This window comes from Thalassobacillus hwangdonensis, from assembly GCF_042675915.1.
Lineage (GTDB): Bacteria > Bacillota > Bacilli > Bacillales > Halobacillaceae > Thalassobacillus_A > Thalassobacillus_A hwangdonensis.
Window position 1 is genome coordinate 410,021 of sequence record NZ_JBHTKL010000001.1, and the last position, 17,699, is coordinate 427,719.

A 17,699-nucleotide genomic window follows, 5' to 3' on the forward strand; every position below is an offset into this window, starting at 1 on the left:
AAATAATCCTATCTTAGTAGGTAATGGAGGACTTGTGATGAAAAAGGAATTTGCAGTCATCGGACTTGGCCGATTCGGAGGTAGTATTTGCCGTGAGTTGAGCCGTGAGGGGATGGAAGTACTTGCAATTGATCTGGATGAAGATAAAGTGAATGAGTTTAAGGATATCGCCTCCCACGCGGTGATTGCGGATAGTACAGATGAACGGATCCTCCGTGAGTTAGGAGTACGTAATATCGATCATGTCATCGTTGCAATCGGTGACAACATTCAGGCTAGTATTCTGACGACACTGATGCTGAAGGAACTGGGCATCAAAAAGATCACCGTCAAAGCTCAGAATGATTACCATGAGAAAGTATTGAGTAAAATCGGGGCAGATGATGTCGTCCACCCTGAGCGTGACATGGGGAAAAGAATTGCGCACAATATCATTTCCAACAATATATTGGACTATATCGAGCTTTCAGATGACCATAGTGTAGTCGAGGTAAAGGCTGGAGATAAAATGAGTGGCCGTACATTAGTCGATCTTGACATCCGTGCTCATTACGGCTGTAACGTCGTGGCGATCAAACGGGGCAAAGATGTCATTGTATCCCCAATGGCTACCGAACAAATTCAGGATAATGATATTCTGATCGTCATCGGTGCAGATAAAGATATATCCAGATTCGAAAAAAATCTCGTAGTCGAAGACTGAAACGCATTCTTCCACATAATATTCCAAGCAGACCACAAACGGTCTGCTTTTTTGTTTAAGCTCTGTTAAATATCCTTATTGATTTCGCGGACCATTTTGATTTTGTCAGGCTACGGAAACATCGATTTCCAGTTCTTTAACCTAAGTAACTTGTTCATTACCTTGATCTGTTTTTTAAAAATTTTGCAGGGGCAGGGTCGATCACCAAACACACTCAGGGTGGCGGGGGAAACTGCGAGACTCCCGTGGGAGAAGGGCCTAGGCGAGACCCCACAGGGAGTAAAACGACCGAGGAGGCTCGCCAGCTCCCCCACAGGAAAGCGAGTAGTTTCCCCGCCGCCCTATCCGTCTATTCCCTAACGACCTCTGAATATCTCATAATCGTGAAAAATCAATAACAACGTTCACCAGAGCATTGTTTTTATTTCTTGTTTTTAGGATATAGATAAGAAGATACAGAGGAGAAAGGATGGGAATGGATGCTTGAAAAACGAACAGGTGAAGTACTTACTGAAATGCTGATGGAGTGGGGGGTGGATCATCTTTATGGCATGCCCGGGGATTCAATCAATGAATTCATTGATGACCTTCGAAAAAGAAAGGAAGATCTATCTTTCATTCAAGTGCGACATGAAGAAGTGGGAGCACTTGCAGCAGCAAGTTATGCAAAGCTGACGGGTAAACTCGGCGTCTGCCTTTCGATTGCAGGGCCAGGTGCTGTACATCTTCTCAACGGCTTATATGATGCGAAAGCTGATAATGCGCCTGTGCTTGCCATCGTAGGGCAAGTAAACAGTGAACAAGTCGGGACAGGAGGGTTCCAGGAAATCAACTTGGAACGAATGTTTGATGACGTAGCTGTCTTCAATAAGCGTGCAGAAACCGCTCAACAGCTTCCAGATCTGCTTAACCAGGCGATAAGGGAGGCATACGTAAAGAAAGGTGTAGCAGTACTGATCGTCCCGGATGATTTGTTTGCTGTGAAGCAGAATGGTGCACCTGCTCTTACGGCACTTGGAAACTATGTTCCAGAAATACTTCCATCAGAGCAAGCACTGAAAAAGGCGATGCAGATGATGGAATCTTCGGAGAAACCGCTGATTCTGGCTGGAAAAGGGGCAGGGAAAGCACAGCAAGAGCTAGTGTCTTTTGCAGAACATATCAATGCACCAATCATTCTCAGCCTGCAGGCAAAAGGAATCATTCCTGACAATCATCCACTTTGTCTAGGGCAGCTTGGTCAAATCGGTACGAAACCCGCATATAAAGCGATGAAAGATACGGATTTGCTGATTTTGATTGGGACACAGTTCCCATACCGTGATTTTCTTCCGGATGATGTACCTGCAATCCAAATTGATTATAAGCCGGAGAATATCGGCAAATATTATCCTGTCGAGACAGGGTTGCCTGGAGATGCGGGACGTACACTTGATTACTTAGTGAATCATTTCACTGGTCGTTCGGACAATCAATATTTGAAAAAGCATCAAGGTTTGATGGAAGAGTGGAGAGTAGCGGTTCAACAGGAAAAAAGAAAAGATGCCTATCCGCTCCATGGCCCGCAGGTGATGTGTCAATTGGAGAAGGCGATGGATGATGATGCCATCATATCCTGTGATGTAGGTAATGTTACCGTGTGGATGACGCGTTTCCTGCACCTGGTCCGACAAAAGATGATCATATCGGGCTGGCTTGCAACGATGGGCAGTGGGTTACCAGGAGCAATTGCCAGTCAGATTGCCTATCCCGATCGACAGGTGATCGGCATCTGTGGAGATGGTGGATTTTCCATGGTCATGCAGGATTTCGTCACAGCAGTGAAGTATCAGCTGCCAATCAATATGATTGTGTTGAACAATAGCAAGATTGGTATGATTAAATATGAACAAGAGCAAATGGGTCATCTGGATTATGCAGTGGAGTTAGGGGAAATGGACTTTGCCAAATTTGCGGAATCCTGTGGCGGAGAAGGGTATCGTGTAGAGAATATTGAAGATTTGGAAACGAGTCTGAAACAAGCATTCCTATCTGATAAACCGTCCGTTATCGACGTGGTGATTGAGGAACAACCACCATTACCGGGTAAAATCACGTATGGACAGGCAGTCAATTTCAGCAAATATTTGATAAAGGAATTTTTCGAGTCAGGAACCATGGATCTACCGGACATGAAAAAGTCGATAGATCGTCTGTTTTGAGCAAGTAATAAGCCCCTCACATAGTGTGAGGGGCTTATTTATGGTGCTTATACTTCCATGATGATCGGAAGGATCATTGGACGTCGTTTTGTTTTTTCGAATAGGAATGGAGCAATGGTATCCGTAATTTCATTCTTGATTTCGGACCATTGGGTCGTACGGCGCTCCATGATCTTTTCAACGTGTGAAGAAACAAGCTTCTGTGCTTCTTTGATCAAGTCTTCGGATTCACGCATGTAGACAAATCCGCGTGAAATGATGTCTGGACCTGAAGCGATCTTGAATTCCTTCATATTGATGCTGACGACAACGATCACGAGCCCTTCCTCAGAAAGGATACGTCTGTCGCGCAATACGATATTTCCGATATCACCGATTCCGCTACCGTCGACATAGACGGAACCAGAAGGGATCTTACCAGCAATCGATGCATTATCATTACCAAGCGCAAGTACGTCTCCGTTGTCCATGACGAAACAGTTACTAGGATCGATATCACAATCCTGTGCAAGCTTCGTATGCTCTTTAAGCATACGGTACTCACCATGGATCGGCATGAAGTATTTCGGACGGATCAAACGAAGCATCAACTTCATTTCATCCTGGCTTCCGTGTCCGGAAGTGTGGATATCACTCAATGATCCATGAATGACATCTGCTCCGGCACGATACAACTTGTTGATCGTTCTTGAAACACTGATCGTATTACCAGGGATTGGTGAAGATGAGAATACGACTGTATCTCCAGGAATGATCTGGATTTGGCGATGGGTACCATTCGCAATCCGTGATAAGGCAGCCATAGGTTCCCCTTGAGAACCTGTACATAGGATGACCACTTCATGAGCAGGCATCTTATTGATCTGGTGTGCATCAATGAATGTGCCTTTCGGTGCGTGGATATAACCCAATTCCTGTCCGATTTTAATGTTGTTTTCCATACTACGTCCGAACACAGCTACTTTACGGTTGAACTTCACAGCAGCTTCGACTACCTGCTGCAGTCGATAGATGTTGGATGCGAATGTAGCGAAAATCAGCCTGCCATCCACACGGCTGAAAATATCCTGGATGCTTTGTCCGACAACGCGCTCGGATTTCGTGAATCCTGGAACTTCACTGTTTGTGCTATCTGATAATAATGCTAAGACACCTTCAGATCCGATTTCTGCCATCTTGGCCAAGTCGGCAGGTTCACCCACAGGAGTGAAATCGAATTTGAAGTCACCTGTGTGAACAATGTTTCCTGGTGGTGTTTTTACTACGACTCCGAATGCATCCGGAATACTGTGTGTTGTCCGGAAGAAGGAAACTGCTGTTTTACGGAACTTGATGACATCATCTTCCTGAATCGTATTCAGTTTTGCAGTTCTTAGAAGTCCATGTTCTTCCAATTTGTTTGTGAGGAGTCCGATCGCTAATTTTCCAGCATAGATTGGCACATTGATTTCGCGTAACAGATAAGGAATTCCACCAATGTGATCTTCATGTCCGTGCGTAATGAATAAACCTTTGATTTTATCTTGGTTTTGCACAAGGTAAGTATAGTCGGGAATTACGTAGTCGATTCCAAGAAGTTCGTCTTCAGGGAATTTGATCCCTGCATCGATAAGGATGATTTCATCCTGGAACTGTACTGCATATGTGTTTTTCCCGATTTCACCTAGTCCACCTAGTGCAAAGACTGCTGTCTGGTCGTTTTTTACGAATTTCATAATTTACGCATTCTCCACTTCGAAGTTTTCGGACTGCTGTTCATAATTCAAGTGTTCCTCATCCATCACTTGAATATATTCGATGTTGATGCCTCGATCGGAGAGCTTTTCACGTACTTTTCTCTCTGTTTCTGCTTCAACGTACAACGCTTTCGTACGTTCGCGCACAGGAACTTCTCTCGGCAGTTCCTGATATAGAACTTTAAATATCATTTGCTGTATCTCTCCTTAACTACTATTAATTTCCACATTCTTGTCCTAGCATTAATCATAGCACGTTTTATCCATGGATGGTAATGATTATATTGATGGAATCTGTCCAACATTTCCAGACAACTGCAACGTCAAGCCAACGTTTTCCGCTTCATGAAATCTTTCCAACGTTTTCTGAGCTTTCTTCGTAAACTCTTGAGCATTGCTTCCATCTCCTTTCAAGATGAAGAAAACAATCAAAAACGTCTCACCGACCAATCCCTGTTATCTTTAGTATAATACTGTTTTTCTTTAAATGAAACAAGAACGACAAGTTGAAGTGAAATTTTATGTGGGTAGTTTCCCCTTCTATTCGAGTTCAACTCATGCTAAAGTGGATGAATCATGCGGATTTCATCAGATGGAGATGGGGAAATTGGGGAAGCTTTACACTGGTTTGATCATGCTGTCTTTGATATGGGGAACGTCCTTCGTATTCATAAAAGTACTTGTATCCGAAATGGGGTTCTGGGAAGTTGTATTCTGGAGGTGCTTGTTTGGTGCACTTACCCTTTGGATCATTTTGCTGGTTAAGAAAAGACCGGTGAAGTGGAACGAATTGCCTTGGTTCAAGATCATGGCGGTAGGCTTATTGAACAACACACTTCCTTGGGGACTGATTGCACTAAGTGAAACAGTGATCAGTTCAAGTTTAGCTTCGATTCTCAATGCTACAACCCCGATCTTCACTAGTATCATCGGATTTCTTTTCTTTCATCGTGTGTTGAAAGGGAGGCAGTGGGCTGGAATCGGGGTCGGATTCTTTGGTATGTTCTTATTATCCGGAATTCAAGGACAGGATTTTGTCAATGGAGACTTCATCGGTATCGGAACGATGATCGGCGCAGCAATCTGTTATGGATACAGCTCTCAATATGTTAAGAAACACCTCACTCATATACCGCCAATTGTGATGGCGGCTGTATCCCTATCCTTTGCAGCATGCTTCGCAGTTATGCTTGCGATGTTTAATGGACCGTTGCATCTGACGAAGTTGGCGGATGTGGAAACATTAGCGTCAATCATCGGGTTAGGCAGCTTCGGATCAGGTATTGCGATTCTGATCTTCTATTTTCTTATTCAACGAGGAAGTGCGGAATTTGCCTCAACTGTCACTTACCTGGTACCAATTACAGCAATGCTGTGGGGAGTCCTGTTCCTGGATGAAATCATCACGAAGCATATGTTCATCGGTCTTGTGCTCGTACTGATCGGTGTGTATATGTCGACCTACAAGAAAAAGCAGGAGGAAAAAGGCCATGCATAAAAAAATCGCATTTTTTGATATAGACGGTACTTTGCTCGATCATGACAAGAAACTGTCACAGGAAACAATTGATACGATTAAGCAATTACAGGAAAAAGGGGTGTACTGTGCAATTGCGACTGGTCGTGCGCCGTTCATGTTCGAACCGATCCGGGAAAAGCTTGGTATCGATTCGTTCATCAGTTTCAACGGACAGTACGTTGTATTCGAAGGGGAGGTCATCTACGAAAATCCGCTTGAAAAAGAAAAGCTTGAAGCTTTGTACAAAGAGGCAGCACGTACCGGACATCCGATGGTATTCATGAATCATGAAGAGATGAAGGCTTCTACTGACGATCATCCGTTCATAAATGAGAGTCTTGGAAGTCTATATTTCGATCATCCGGACAAAGATGAAGCATTTTTCGAGAAGGGTAAGATCTATCAGTCCCTGCTATTTTGTGAAGGGGACGAAATCGAAACGTACCGGGCTGACCATGAAGGGTTCGACTTCATCCGATGGCACCAATACTCCTGTGATGTACTGCCGGGAGGAGGTTCCAAAGCGGAAGGAATCAAGAAGATGGTGGAGGCAGCAGGTCTAAGGATAGAAGATTCCTATGCATTCGGAGACGGTTTGAATGATAAGGAAATGCTTCAGGAAGCAGGCACTGGTGTAGCAATGGGAAATGCCGCTCCAGAGGTAAAAGCACTTGCGGACTATGTAACAGATGACGTAGCAGAACGTGGCCTCGTAAAGGCCATCCACGAAGTTGGCCTGCTCGATTGAAGAACTGAAAAAAGTCCACTATTAAAGTGTAGTGATGGTGAGACTTGCAACAAAAAAAGGAGACCCGAACATATTCTTTTGAATTTGTTCGGGTCTCTTTGGTTTTCTTTTATCAACGATCGACGGGTTTTGCATTCTCAGGTTCCTTGAATGGATTGTCTGGATCGATGTGATCGTAAAACATTACTCCATTCAAATGATCGATTTCATGTTGGAATACGATTGCTGCAAATCCTCTTAAACGAAGCTTGATCAGCTTCCCTTCAAGATCCGTCGCTTTGATCGTAATTCTTGCATACCTAGGAACATACCCTGGTACTTCACGATCAACAGACAGACAGCCTTCCCCACTTGTAAGATAACTCTGTTCAACGGAGTGACTGACGATTTTCGGATTGAAAAGCCCGTAACTGTATAGCTTATCATCGAAGTCGGTGAAGTGGACTGCGAGCATACGTTTCGTCAACCCGATTTGAGGAGCAGCAAGTCCGACTCCCGGACGAAGCTCGTAGCGACTGCATATTTCATCGTCCTGACTGTTTTTCAAATATTGCAGCATTTCGTTTAAGGTTTTCTTATCTTCATCGGAAGGTGGAAGTTCTACTTCTTTAGCAACTTCCCGCAATACGGGATGACCTTCACGAACAATATCATCCATAGTAATCAAGCGTGAACACCCTTTCTCGTTATACATCAACTCTAAGTTTAACATACTATATGCATAATGAACGATTTAATGAATACTTGTCCAGTTATGGAAATAGTATGAAAAAGACACTTCCAATTTAATATCATTTATTATACTATTGAAACTACGTTGTCCAGTACACAGAACACCAGTAGCTTAAGGAGGAAATCCCGTGCAATTCAGAAAAATTTTCGCACCGATCGCAATACTTTTCGTTCTGCTTGCGGCTTGCAGTGACGGACCGTCTGCAGAAGAGCAGATATATGAACATCTTGAGAAAGCGGTGACGCTTGAGGATGCTTTCCGTGAACAGCAGCAGCCAATTGTTGAATTGGAACAGAAAGAACAGGAACTCTATAATGAAATCATCAACTTGAGTATGGAAGAGTTTGATAAGATCCAAGAGCTTTCCAAGGAAGCATCAACCCTAGCTGATCAGCGTTTGGAAAAGCTTGAACTTGAAAAAGAGAGCATTGATGCAGCTAAAGAAGAGTTCGATAAGATTGACGAATTGATTGAAGATATTGATGAAGAAAAAGCTGACGCGAAGGAAAAAGCAAAAGCTTTGGACGAGAAAATGCAACAGAGGTACGATGCCTACCAGAATCTCTATGATGTCTATAAAGAAGCGGTAGCATATGACAAGGAACTGTATGAAATGTTGCAAAATGAAGAGCTGAAGGAAGAAGAGTTACGGGAACAAATTGATAAAGTCAATGAGAGTTATAAGAAGGTGATTGAAGCGAACCAGAGCTTCAATACCCTAACTGAAGAGTACAACACGCTGAAGAAAGAGTTCTATGAAGCTGCTGGTCTTGATGTAGAGTATGAAGAGCAGGAAGGTAAAGAGAACGGTTCAGCTGAAGAAAATCAAGATAATCAAGAAGATCAGGACAGTAACGATACAGAAAAAGATACTGAGGAATGATCAGGAATTACCTTGCCAAGGATCATTTCAGAAAACCACCCATTTCGGGTGGTTTTTTATTTTTTCTCTATTTGTCGAATAAAGAGATGTAACAGAAGTGTTCACCCAGTGAAACAGATTGATGGACAGATGGTTTTCGCTATCTGTATCATCTTAATTGATGGAGCTGTCTTTATCATTAATATTTTGTTCTATAAGGAATAAACTGTTTGACGACTAATGTTAGTATAGGCTACACTACTATCAGAACAAAAATTGTACCATTAAGATTTGTTTTTATAATGTAACAGATTTAACTGTGTATGACATGAAGGTTAATGACAGACCCTAACGGGTAAAAGAATAAGAGCAAACTGGGTACAGAATTTTTGAGCTTTAGGGAATGCTACAATAAGCAACCAAATTTTGTGAGAAGAAAGGAAGAGGTGACTCACTTTGAAACGAACTCTAGAAAATATCGAAAATCAGTTCGAAACGTTTCAAATCATGAACGAGGAAGGCGAAATCGTAAACGAAGACGCCATGCCTGATCTATCAGACGACGATTTGAAAGAAATCATGCGTCGTATGGTGTACACACGAATCTTGGACCAACGCTCCATTGCACTTAACCGTCAAGGACGTCTTGGTTTCTATGCTCCGACAGCAGGACAGGAAGCGTCCCAGCTAGGGAGCCAATTCGCATTGGAGAAAGATGACTTCATCCTGCCAGGTTACCGTGATGTTCCACAATTGATTTGGCACGGATTGCCACTATATCAGGCTTTCCTATTCTCCCGTGGACACTTCCATGGCAATCAGTTCCCTGAAGGGGTCAATGCTGTAAGTCCACAGATCATCATCGGTGCACAGATTACTCAGGCTGCTGGTGTAGGTCTTGGTCTTAAAAAGCGTGGTAAAGAAGCGATTGCAATTACTTATACAGGAGACGGCGGTGCGTCTCAGGGTGACTTCTACGAAGGTATCAACTTTGCTGGTGCATTCGGTGCACAAGCTGTATTCGTAGTACAGAACAACCGATTCGCTATTTCCGTTCCAGTTGAAAAACAGTCAGCAGCGCAGACAATCGCACAGAAGGCTGTGGCAGCTGGTATCGAAGGTATCCAGGTAGACGGTATGGACGTGCTTGCTGTGTACGCAGTAACAAAAGAAGCGCGTGAACGTGCGATCAACGGCGAAGGTCCTACATTAATCGAGACGATGACGTACCGTTATGGTCCACATACGATGGCAGGGGATGACCCGACACGTTACCGTACTGAAGATATGGATAATGAGTGGGAACAGAAAGATCCGATCGTCCGCTTCCGTAAGTTCCTAGAGAACAAAGGGCTTTGGTCTGAAGAGGAAGAAAACAAAGTGATCGAACAGGCGAAAGAAGAAGTGAAAGCTGCTATCAAAAAAGCAGATGAACAACCAAAACAGAAGGTCACTGACCTTATCTCCAATATGTATGAAGAACTTCCATCCAATCTTCAGGAGCAAATGGAAGAATACAAAGAAAAGGAGTCGAAATAAATCATGGCACAAATGACAATGATCCAAGCAATCACTGATGCAATGCGCACAGAATTGAAAAATGATGAAGACGTGCTGGTATTCGGTGAAGACGTCGGTCAAAACGGCGGAGTATTCCGTGCGACTGAAGGCCTTCAAAAAGAATTCGGCGAAGATCGCGTCTTTGATACTCCACTAGCTGAATCCGGAATCGGTGGTATGTCAATCGGACTTGCTCTGCAAGGTTTCCGTCCTGTGCCAGAGATTCAATTCTTTGGCTTCGTTTATGAAGTGATGGATGCAATCAGCGGTCAAATGGCACGTTACCGTTACCGCTCAGGTGGTACACGTCCGATGCCGATCACAGTACGGTCACCATTCGGTGGTGGTGTTCACACGCCGGAATTGCACGCAGACAGCCTAGAAGGTCTCATGGCCCAACAGCCTGGTCTGAAAGTAGTCATCCCTTCCACTCCATATGATGCGAAAGGTCTTTTGATCCAGTCTATCCGTGACAACGATCCAGTCATTTTCCTTGAGCACATGAAACTTTACCGTTCTTTCCGTGGCGAAGTACCTGAAGAAGAGTACACGATTGAACTTGGTAAAGCTGAAGTGAAACGTGAAGGTAAAGACGTAACATTGGTCGCATACGGTGCGATGGTGCACTCTTCACTGAAAGCTGCAGAAGAACTTGAAAAAGACGGAATCGAAGCAGAAGTAATCGACTTGCGCACAGTGAGCCCGATCGATTACGAAACAGTACTTGAATCCGTGAAGAAGACGAACCGTGCTGTAGTCGTCCAGGAAGCACAGCGTCAAGCAGGGGTAGCTGCCAATATCGTTTCTGAAATTCAGGAAAAAGCGATCCTTCACTTGGAGGCACCTGTTCTACGTGTAGCAGCACCTGATACAGTATATTCTTTCTCTCAAGCAGAAGAAGTTTGGCTGCCAAACTACAACGACATCGTAGAAAAAGTCAACAAAGTAATGAACTTTTAATTGAACCTATAAATGGGAGGTAATATTCGTGGCTTTCGAATTCAAACTACCGGATATCGGAGAAGGTATCCACGAAGGCGAAATCGTCAAATGGTTTGTTAAACCAGGCGATGAAATCAATGAAGACGACGTGTTATGTGAAGTTCAAAACGACAAAGCCGTTGTTGAAATTCCATCTCCAGTCGAAGGTACAGTAAAGGACGTCCTTGTCGAAGAAGGAACAGTTACTACTGTAGGTGAAACGATCATTACCATCGATGCGGAAGGTTATGAATCTGACGACAGTTCATCGGATGAACCTAAAGAAGAACCAAAAGAAGAGAAAAAAGAAGAAAGCAAGTCTGAAGAGCCTGCAGCAGAAGAGAAGAAAGAAGCTGCAAGTGAACAGGATTCCGGACAGGAAGAAGAAGCAGATGATGATTCACGTGTCATCGCAATGCCTTCAGTCCGTAAGTTCGCTCGTGATAATGATGTGAACATCCGTAAAGTGAAAGGCTCCGGTAAGAACGGCCGTATTACGAAAGAAGATGTCGAAGCTTACATGAACGGTGGACAGACTGCATCTGAAGATACAGCTAAAGAAGAAGCTGCCGATCAGAAAGCAGCATCTGCAGAAACGAAACAAGAGCCGAAGCTTGAAGGACAGTATCCTGAAACTCGCGAGAAGATGAGCGGAATCCGTAAAGCGATTGCCAAAGCGATGGTTAATTCCAAGCACACAGCACCTCATGTTACACTAATGGACGAGGTGGATGTGTCCGAGCTTGTTGCACATCGTAAAAAGTTCAAAGCTGTCGCTGCTGAACAGGACATCAAACTGACATATCTTCCTTATGTCGTTAAAGCATTGGTGTCCACAATCAAGAAGTATCCGGTATTGAATACTTCTGTAGATGATAATACTGATGAAATTATTCAGAAACACTATTATAATATTGGTATTGCGGCAGACACAGACAAAGGATTGCTTGTACCTGTAGTGAGAGATGCAGACCGTAAGTCAATCTTCTCGATTTCCAGTGAAATCAATGAACTTGCTGTAAAAGCTCGTGACGGTAAACTATCATCTGAAGAAATGAAAGGCGCATCTACTACGATCACGAACATCGGCTCTGCTGGTGGACAGTGGTTCACACCGGTAATCAACCATCCAGAAGTAGCTATTCTAGGTATCGGTCGTATTGCTGATAAAGCAGTTGTACGTGATGGTGAAGTAGTAGTAGCTCCAGTTCTTGCGATTTCTCTAAGCTTTGACCACCGTATCATCGACGGTGCTACAGCTCAGCACGCAATGAACCACATCAAGCGTTTACTGAACGATCCACAACTAATTATGATGGAGGCGTAAAGTATGGTAGTAGGAGATTTTCCAATTGAACTAGACACATTAGTAGTTGGTGCGGGTCCTGGCGGCTATGTAGCTGCCATCCGTGCTGCTCAGACAGGTCAAAAAGTCACGATTGCAGATAAAGGTGCTCTTGGTGGCGTATGTTTGAATGTCGGTTGTGTCCCGTCCAAAGCGTTGATTCAAGCAGGTCACCGCTATGAACATGCAAAAGGTGCAGAAGACATGGGGATCGCTTCCGAAAATACGTCTGTTGACTTTTCCAAGGTCCAGGAATGGAAAGGGAAAGTCGTGGACAAGCTTACAGGCGGTGTAGAAGGTCTGCTTAAGGGCAACAAAGTAGACATCGTCAAAGGCGAAGTCTATTTCGTAGACAAGAACACTGTCCGTATCATGGATGATAAAAATTCTCAGACATACACGTTCAAGAATTGTATCATTGCGACAGGTTCCCGTCCGATCGAATTGCCTAACTTCAAGTACTCTGATCGTGTACTTGACTCTACTGGCGCGCTTGGACTTAAAGAAATTCCTAAGAAAATGGTTGTCATCGGTGGAGGTTATATCGGTACTGAGCTAGGTACTGCATATGCCAACTTCGATACAGAAGTAACCATTCTTGAAGGAACGAAAGACATCCTTGGCGGCTTCGAAAAGCAGATGACGCAGCTTGTTAAAAAGCGCCTGAAGAAAAAAGGTGTAGAAGTCATCACGAACGCAATGGCACAAGGTGTTGAAGAAACCGAAGATGGCGTGAAAGTTAAGTATGAAGTGAAAGGCGAAGAGAAGACAATCGAAGCTGATTACCTTCTAGTTACTGTAGGACGTCGTCCAAACACTGACGAACTTGGACTTGAGCAGGTCGGTGTAGAAATGACGGATAAAGGTATCATCAAGATTGATAAGCAGTGCCGTACAAGCGTCGATAACATTTTCGCTATCGGTGACATCGTTGATGGTCCACCACTTGCGCACAAAGCATCTTACGAAGGTAAGATTGCTGCAGAAGTGATCGCAGGGGAAAAATCCGAAATCGACTACCTTGGAATTCCAGCTGTTGTATTCTCTGATCCTGAACTAGCTTCCGTTGGTTACACAGAAGCAGAGGCTAAAGATGCAGGATATGAAGTGAATGCATCCAAATTCCCATTCGCAGCGAATGGCCGTGCATTGTCCTTGAACGAGACAGACGGTTTCGTTAAACTTGTCACTCGCAAAGATGATGGACTTGTCATCGGTGCTCAGATTGCAGGTGCAAATGCCAGCGACATGATTGCTGAACTTGGTTTAGCGATCGAAGCAGGCATGACTGCTGAAGATTTGGCATTGACAATCCATGCGCACCCTACATTGGGAGAAATCTCTATGGAAGCTGCAGAAGTAGCTCTTGGTACTCCAATCCACATCAAATAATAGAACGATAGAAAAAGCCATTCCGCATTGCGGAATGGCTTTTTTATTTGCTTCTTCAGTAAACCCTCATTGCCGAACTAGTGGAAAGGGCGGCGGGGAAACTACTCGCTTTCCTGTGGGGGAGCTGGCGAGCCTCCTCGGTCGTTTCACTCCCTGTGGGGTCTCGCCTAGGCCCTTCTCCCACGGGAGTCTCGCAGTTCCCCCGCCTGCCTCCGTGTGTGAACGCTCCTTGCCTTTATGACGTGAGCTTCAAAAATGAAGTCCAGGTTACAAGCACGTTGGTTGGAAAAACTGTTTATCGATGTTTCCAAAACCTGATAAAAAAGCAATGAGGGTGAGCTTAGCCTTTTATTTTTGAATGGTGGTCAATAATTGATCCACGATTTGATTTTTATCGGTGTGACCTGAAATCGATGTAATTCTCTTCCCATCCTTAAATATAATTAGAGTAGGGAATTGTTTTACATCAGCCTGTACATTCTTTTTACTGATCGTTTTTTGGACGAACTGTATTTCTTTGTCGGACAGTTTTTGTTTCATATCAAGTAAAGCATCTAAGTAAGCTTGTTCTGATTCTTTCTCTTCCATTTCCGAATAGAGGTGAACTTCCAGATCATCAGGCTGGAATGTGATTATATTGACCTTCTCGTGGCCGGGCAGGCAGGCAGTGAGGAGGATAGCGATCGATAGTATTGGAAGGATGATTTTCGCCATAAGAATCCACTCTCTTTCTCCATTATCGATGTATACAGTCTAACAAAGGTTTTGTAGCTCTTATTGGATGTTATTCAATTGACAAGAAAATGAAACGGATATGTTCAACTATGTCATAATTCTGTAGAAAAGGGGGGAGGAGAGTGAAAAACTGGGCGATGTATCAGCTTCTGCTCATATGGTGGAGTATCTATATACTGGCTCTCCATTACTCGCACAAGGATCATCCGATTTATCACTGGATCCTTTTTGTGGTGTGGGCATATACAAGCACATGGATTACAAAAAGGTATAATAAAAGGATTACGGCAGGGATCTGTCACTCATGCATTGCTGCAGTCCTCATCTTGAGTGGGAAAGTGCTCTTCACTTCAACAATCGGGTGAGAGAAAAAATGAATTCAAACAAAAAACCCGAACAATTAATATTGTTCGGGTCATCTTTATCGTTTATTACGTGCTTTCTTTGAGAATTACTCGTTTTCTCTTTTTTTCTTCAAGTTGATCTTTTTCGCTTCTTCTTTAAAGGATTTCAGTAAAGAGAAGCAGATCATGATCATGATGAATGTGAATGGGAATGCTGCGATAATGGCTGCTGTCTGCAAAGCAGTCAAGCCACCTTGCCATAACAATACGGCAGCTGCACCAGCCTGGATGACTCCCCATGTGAATTTAACTTGATTCTTAGGGTTTAGGCTGCCTCCTGTCGTCTGCATTCCCAATACAAACGTTGCAGAGTCTGCAGAAGTGACAAAGAAGGTACTGATTAACAACAGTCCGATAATGGAAATGACCATTCCGAATGGAATATATTCAAGCATCGCGAACAAAGCCACTTCAGAACCCATATCACTCACTACGGATTGGATGTCATGTCCATCAAAGAATTCAAGGGAAATCGCTGTTCCACCAAAGACAGAGAACCATAGGGCACCGAAAATGGTCGGTACAAGCAATACGCCCAGGATGAATTCGCGGATCGTTCTACCTCTTGATACACGGGCGATGAAGGTTCCTACGAATGGAGCCCAGGAGATCCACCAAGCCCAGTAGAAGATTGTCCATCCATTGACCCAGGAACTGTTTTCTTCAGAAAACGGGGTCAGACGGAAACTCATTTGAGGCAGATTTTGAATGTAAGATCCAAATGACGTTGTAAAGAAATCCATGATGAAATTCGTAGGACCAGCGAATAACAGGAATACCATAAGGCTGATCGCCAAAACGATATTCGTATTACTCAAGTATTTAATCCCTTTGTTCAATCCTGTCATCGCAGAAATCATGAACAAAACAGTTACGATTACAATGATGGATAATTGCAATGTAAAGGTATCTTCCAGACCAGGGAACAGATAAGCGAGCCCGGCTGAAATCTGTAGTGCTCCGAGACCAAGTGAGGTCGCAACCCCGAAAATTGTAGCGAATACTGCAATTACATCAACCGTAATTCCTATTGGACCTTTTACACGTTGTTCGCCAATAAGTGGTGTCAGTGCAGCACTGATCACTCCAGGGGCATTCTTACGGAACTTGTAATAAGCAAGTGCCAACGCAAGTACTGCATAAATTGCCCATGGGTGGAAGCCCCAGTGGAAGAAGCTGTAACGCATAGCGACCTTTGCCGTTTCATCTGTCATTGGTTCACCGTATGGTGGCGCATGGAAATGGGATAGTGGCTCAGCCGCACCCCAGAAAACAAGTCCGATACCCATACCGGCGCTGAATAACATCGCAAACCATGTGATGTATGGATATTCTGGCTCCTCATCGGGTTTACCGAGTTTGATGTTTCCGAACTTCGAAAAGATCAGGAAAATCGCGAATACTAGGAATCCTGTAGCAGATAGCAGATAGAACCAACCGAATTTTTCGGTAAGGAATCCTTGGATTTTGTCTGTAACATTGGTTAGGTTCCACGTAGGCAGCGTATCTGCGGAAATGGTTCCCCATATGATGAATAGGAGTGCAATTGCTGCCGAAATGTAGAACACTTTCGTGACTTGCTTCATTTCAATCATCCTTTCCTGGTTTTTGTACATCCTTTCGATGCGGGCTGTGTATGATGGTTACTTGTCTGCAGAAGGGTTAAGGATTACTGCATGCCTCGAACTCGCAAGCTCTTGCAATTCCTCAATCACGTCATGCAGGCATAAAAGTTCGTAAATCAGGACAGTTTGTGGGGGCAGATGGTGCCTGAATCTTGATTGTTGTTCCACGTGTTCTTCCTTCCAACGCCAGAACATTTGATCCAGTTCCTTCACAAGTTGGAAATGAGATTCTGGAATGCCATGGGCTGGTTCTTTTAATATTTCCACAAATGACCTAATCATTCTTTCGAGTATAAGTTTTTCCCTCTCTGAAAAGTCGTCTCCTCCAAAAGTGGTATATTGCATATTACCAAGATGGTAGGCGATCTGTTGTAATGCACTCAATTGCTTCTGAGCAAATTGGTACACCCGCATTTCTTCATTGGAATGCTTATGGTATTTCCATTCCTCCCGTTGGAATTGGGACAGCTGATAAGTACGTTCTAGTAGAACTGTTATTTGATTATATTGGCGCTGGGTCATACGTTTGCTTCGTTTATCTTCCTTGCAAAAGCTATCCGATACCATTTCCATCAACACAGCCGCTCGGTTGAAAAGTGTTTGGATGTTTTTTTGGATATCCGGTAAATAATTGGGAGGAAGCAGAAAAAAGTTGACCAATGTCGAAATGACTATACCAATAGATGTAGTACCCAATCTTGAGAAAAACGAAACAAAATAATGATCCTGAAAGTCTGGAATCATCGCAACGGCAGTAATGGTCGCTACTAGAATCCCGTCATCAAGCTTTAATTTGTGACAGATTGCAATCGTGAGCATGGCCGCCAGTGCAAACGTGATAGCACCTTTTCCGAAAACGCCATAGAACGAGGTGGCAAGAAGAGCACCGATAGCGGAAGCTGGGAAACGCACCATCGCTTTTTTCAGCGAATCAGCCGCTGTATGTTCGATCGTTACGATAGCAGTAATGACAGCAAAAATGACAGGCAAGTTGAAAAAGCCACATATAAGTGCAGTAAGAAAAACAGCGATACCTGTTTTGAGAGTTCGGCTGCCGAATAATTGGAACCTTTGAAGTTTTTGTAGCATTGGTCATCACCTGACTTGAATATAGTTATTAAGACACAATTTTTAATTATAGTATAAAATATCGCT

General features: G+C 43.7%; 15 protein-coding genes. 9 read left to right on the forward strand and 6 right to left on the reverse strand.

Annotation, left to right across the window (positions count from 1 at the left end; translation table 11 throughout):
- Positions 1-37 precede the first annotated feature (37 nt).
- Both ACFQ2J_RS02210 and ACFQ2J_RS02215 read left to right on the forward strand, forming a co-directional pair.
- A complete protein-coding gene (locus ACFQ2J_RS02210; RefSeq protein ID WP_386056178.1) occupies positions 38-703 on the forward strand; it encodes a potassium channel family protein in 666 nt (221 codons plus the stop codon).
- Positions 704-1,182: 479 nt separating this feature from the next.
- Positions 1,183-2,904 carry a pyruvate oxidase gene (locus ACFQ2J_RS02215; RefSeq protein ID WP_386056180.1) on the forward strand — a complete coding sequence of 574 codons (1,722 nt, stop codon included), beginning with the start codon at positions 1,183-1,185 and terminating at the stop codon, positions 2,902-2,904.
- A gap of 47 nt (positions 2,905-2,951) precedes the next feature.
- Here ACFQ2J_RS02215 and rnjA read toward each other — a convergent pair whose 3' ends face one another.
- A complete protein-coding gene (gene rnjA / locus ACFQ2J_RS02220) occupies positions 2,952-4,619 on the reverse strand; it encodes a ribonuclease J1 (RefSeq protein ID WP_386056182.1) in 1,668 nt (555 codons plus the stop codon).
- Positions 4,620-4,622: 3 nt separating this feature from the next.
- Positions 4,623-4,832: a DNA-dependent RNA polymerase subunit epsilon gene (locus ACFQ2J_RS02225; RefSeq protein ID WP_386056184.1), complete on the reverse strand. Its 210-nt coding sequence runs from the start codon at positions 4,830-4,832 to the stop codon at positions 4,623-4,625.
- Positions 4,833-5,247: 415 nt separating this feature from the next.
- On the opposite strand from ACFQ2J_RS02225, the gene ACFQ2J_RS02230 reads away from it, so the two are divergent.
- Complete coding sequence (locus ACFQ2J_RS02230) at positions 5,248-6,138, forward strand: DMT family transporter (protein ID WP_386056186.1); 891 nt, start codon at positions 5,248-5,250, stop codon at positions 6,136-6,138.
- Positions 6,131-6,907: a Cof-type HAD-IIB family hydrolase gene (locus ACFQ2J_RS02235; RefSeq protein WP_386056188.1), complete on the forward strand. Its 777-nt coding sequence runs from the start codon at positions 6,131-6,133 to the stop codon at positions 6,905-6,907. The genes ACFQ2J_RS02230 and ACFQ2J_RS02235 overlap by 8 nt, the downstream gene beginning before the upstream one ends.
- Before the next feature lie 112 nt (positions 6,908-7,019).
- Here ACFQ2J_RS02235 and def read toward each other — a convergent pair whose 3' ends face one another.
- Positions 7,020-7,574 carry a peptide deformylase gene (gene def / locus ACFQ2J_RS02240; RefSeq protein WP_386056190.1) on the reverse strand — a complete coding sequence of 185 codons (555 nt, stop codon included), beginning with the start codon at positions 7,572-7,574 and terminating at the stop codon, positions 7,020-7,022.
- A 193-nt stretch (positions 7,575-7,767) separates the two neighbouring features.
- Here def and ACFQ2J_RS02245 point away from each other — a divergent pair, with 193 nt between their 5' ends.
- From ACFQ2J_RS02245 to lpdA, 5 genes are all read left to right on the forward strand, one after another.
- Positions 7,768-8,523 (forward strand): YkyA family protein, encoded by a 756-nt coding sequence (locus ACFQ2J_RS02245; RefSeq protein WP_386056192.1) that lies wholly within the window; start codon positions 7,768-7,770, stop codon positions 8,521-8,523.
- A gap of 486 nt (positions 8,524-9,009) precedes the next feature.
- On the forward strand, positions 9,010-10,041 hold the full coding sequence (gene pdhA, locus ACFQ2J_RS02250) for a pyruvate dehydrogenase (acetyl-transferring) E1 component subunit alpha (protein ID WP_386058307.1): 1,032 nt from the start codon (positions 9,010-9,012) through the stop codon (positions 10,039-10,041).
- Between the two features lie 3 nt (positions 10,042-10,044).
- The gene (locus ACFQ2J_RS02255; RefSeq protein WP_386056194.1) at positions 10,045-11,022 is read left to right on the forward strand and encodes an alpha-ketoacid dehydrogenase subunit beta; all 978 of its coding nucleotides are present in this window, start codon (positions 10,045-10,047) and stop codon (positions 11,020-11,022) included.
- Between the two features lie 28 nt (positions 11,023-11,050).
- A complete protein-coding gene (locus tag ACFQ2J_RS02260; protein WP_386056196.1) occupies positions 11,051-12,370 on the forward strand; it encodes a dihydrolipoamide acetyltransferase family protein in 1,320 nt (439 codons plus the stop codon).
- A 3-nt stretch (positions 12,371-12,373) separates the two neighbouring features.
- Positions 12,374-13,780: a dihydrolipoyl dehydrogenase gene (gene lpdA / locus ACFQ2J_RS02265; RefSeq protein ID WP_386056198.1), complete on the forward strand. Its 1,407-nt coding sequence runs from the start codon at positions 12,374-12,376 to the stop codon at positions 13,778-13,780.
- 348 nt (positions 13,781-14,128) lie between these two features.
- On the opposite strand, the gene ACFQ2J_RS02270 is transcribed toward lpdA, so the two are convergent.
- The 3 genes from ACFQ2J_RS02270 to ACFQ2J_RS02280 form a co-directional block, all read right to left on the reverse strand.
- Positions 14,129-14,494, reverse strand: coding sequence for a thioredoxin domain-containing protein (locus ACFQ2J_RS02270; protein WP_386056200.1), 366 nt, complete (start codon positions 14,492-14,494; stop codon positions 14,129-14,131).
- A gap of 472 nt (positions 14,495-14,966) precedes the next feature.
- Positions 14,967-16,505: a glycine betaine uptake BCCT transporter gene (locus tag ACFQ2J_RS02275; protein WP_386056201.1), complete on the reverse strand. Its 1,539-nt coding sequence runs from the start codon at positions 16,503-16,505 to the stop codon at positions 14,967-14,969.
- A gap of 57 nt (positions 16,506-16,562) precedes the next feature.
- On the reverse strand, positions 16,563-17,633 hold the full coding sequence (locus ACFQ2J_RS02280) for an FUSC family protein (RefSeq protein WP_386056203.1): 1,071 nt from the start codon (positions 17,631-17,633) through the stop codon (positions 16,563-16,565).
- Positions 17,634-17,699 lie beyond the last annotated feature (66 nt).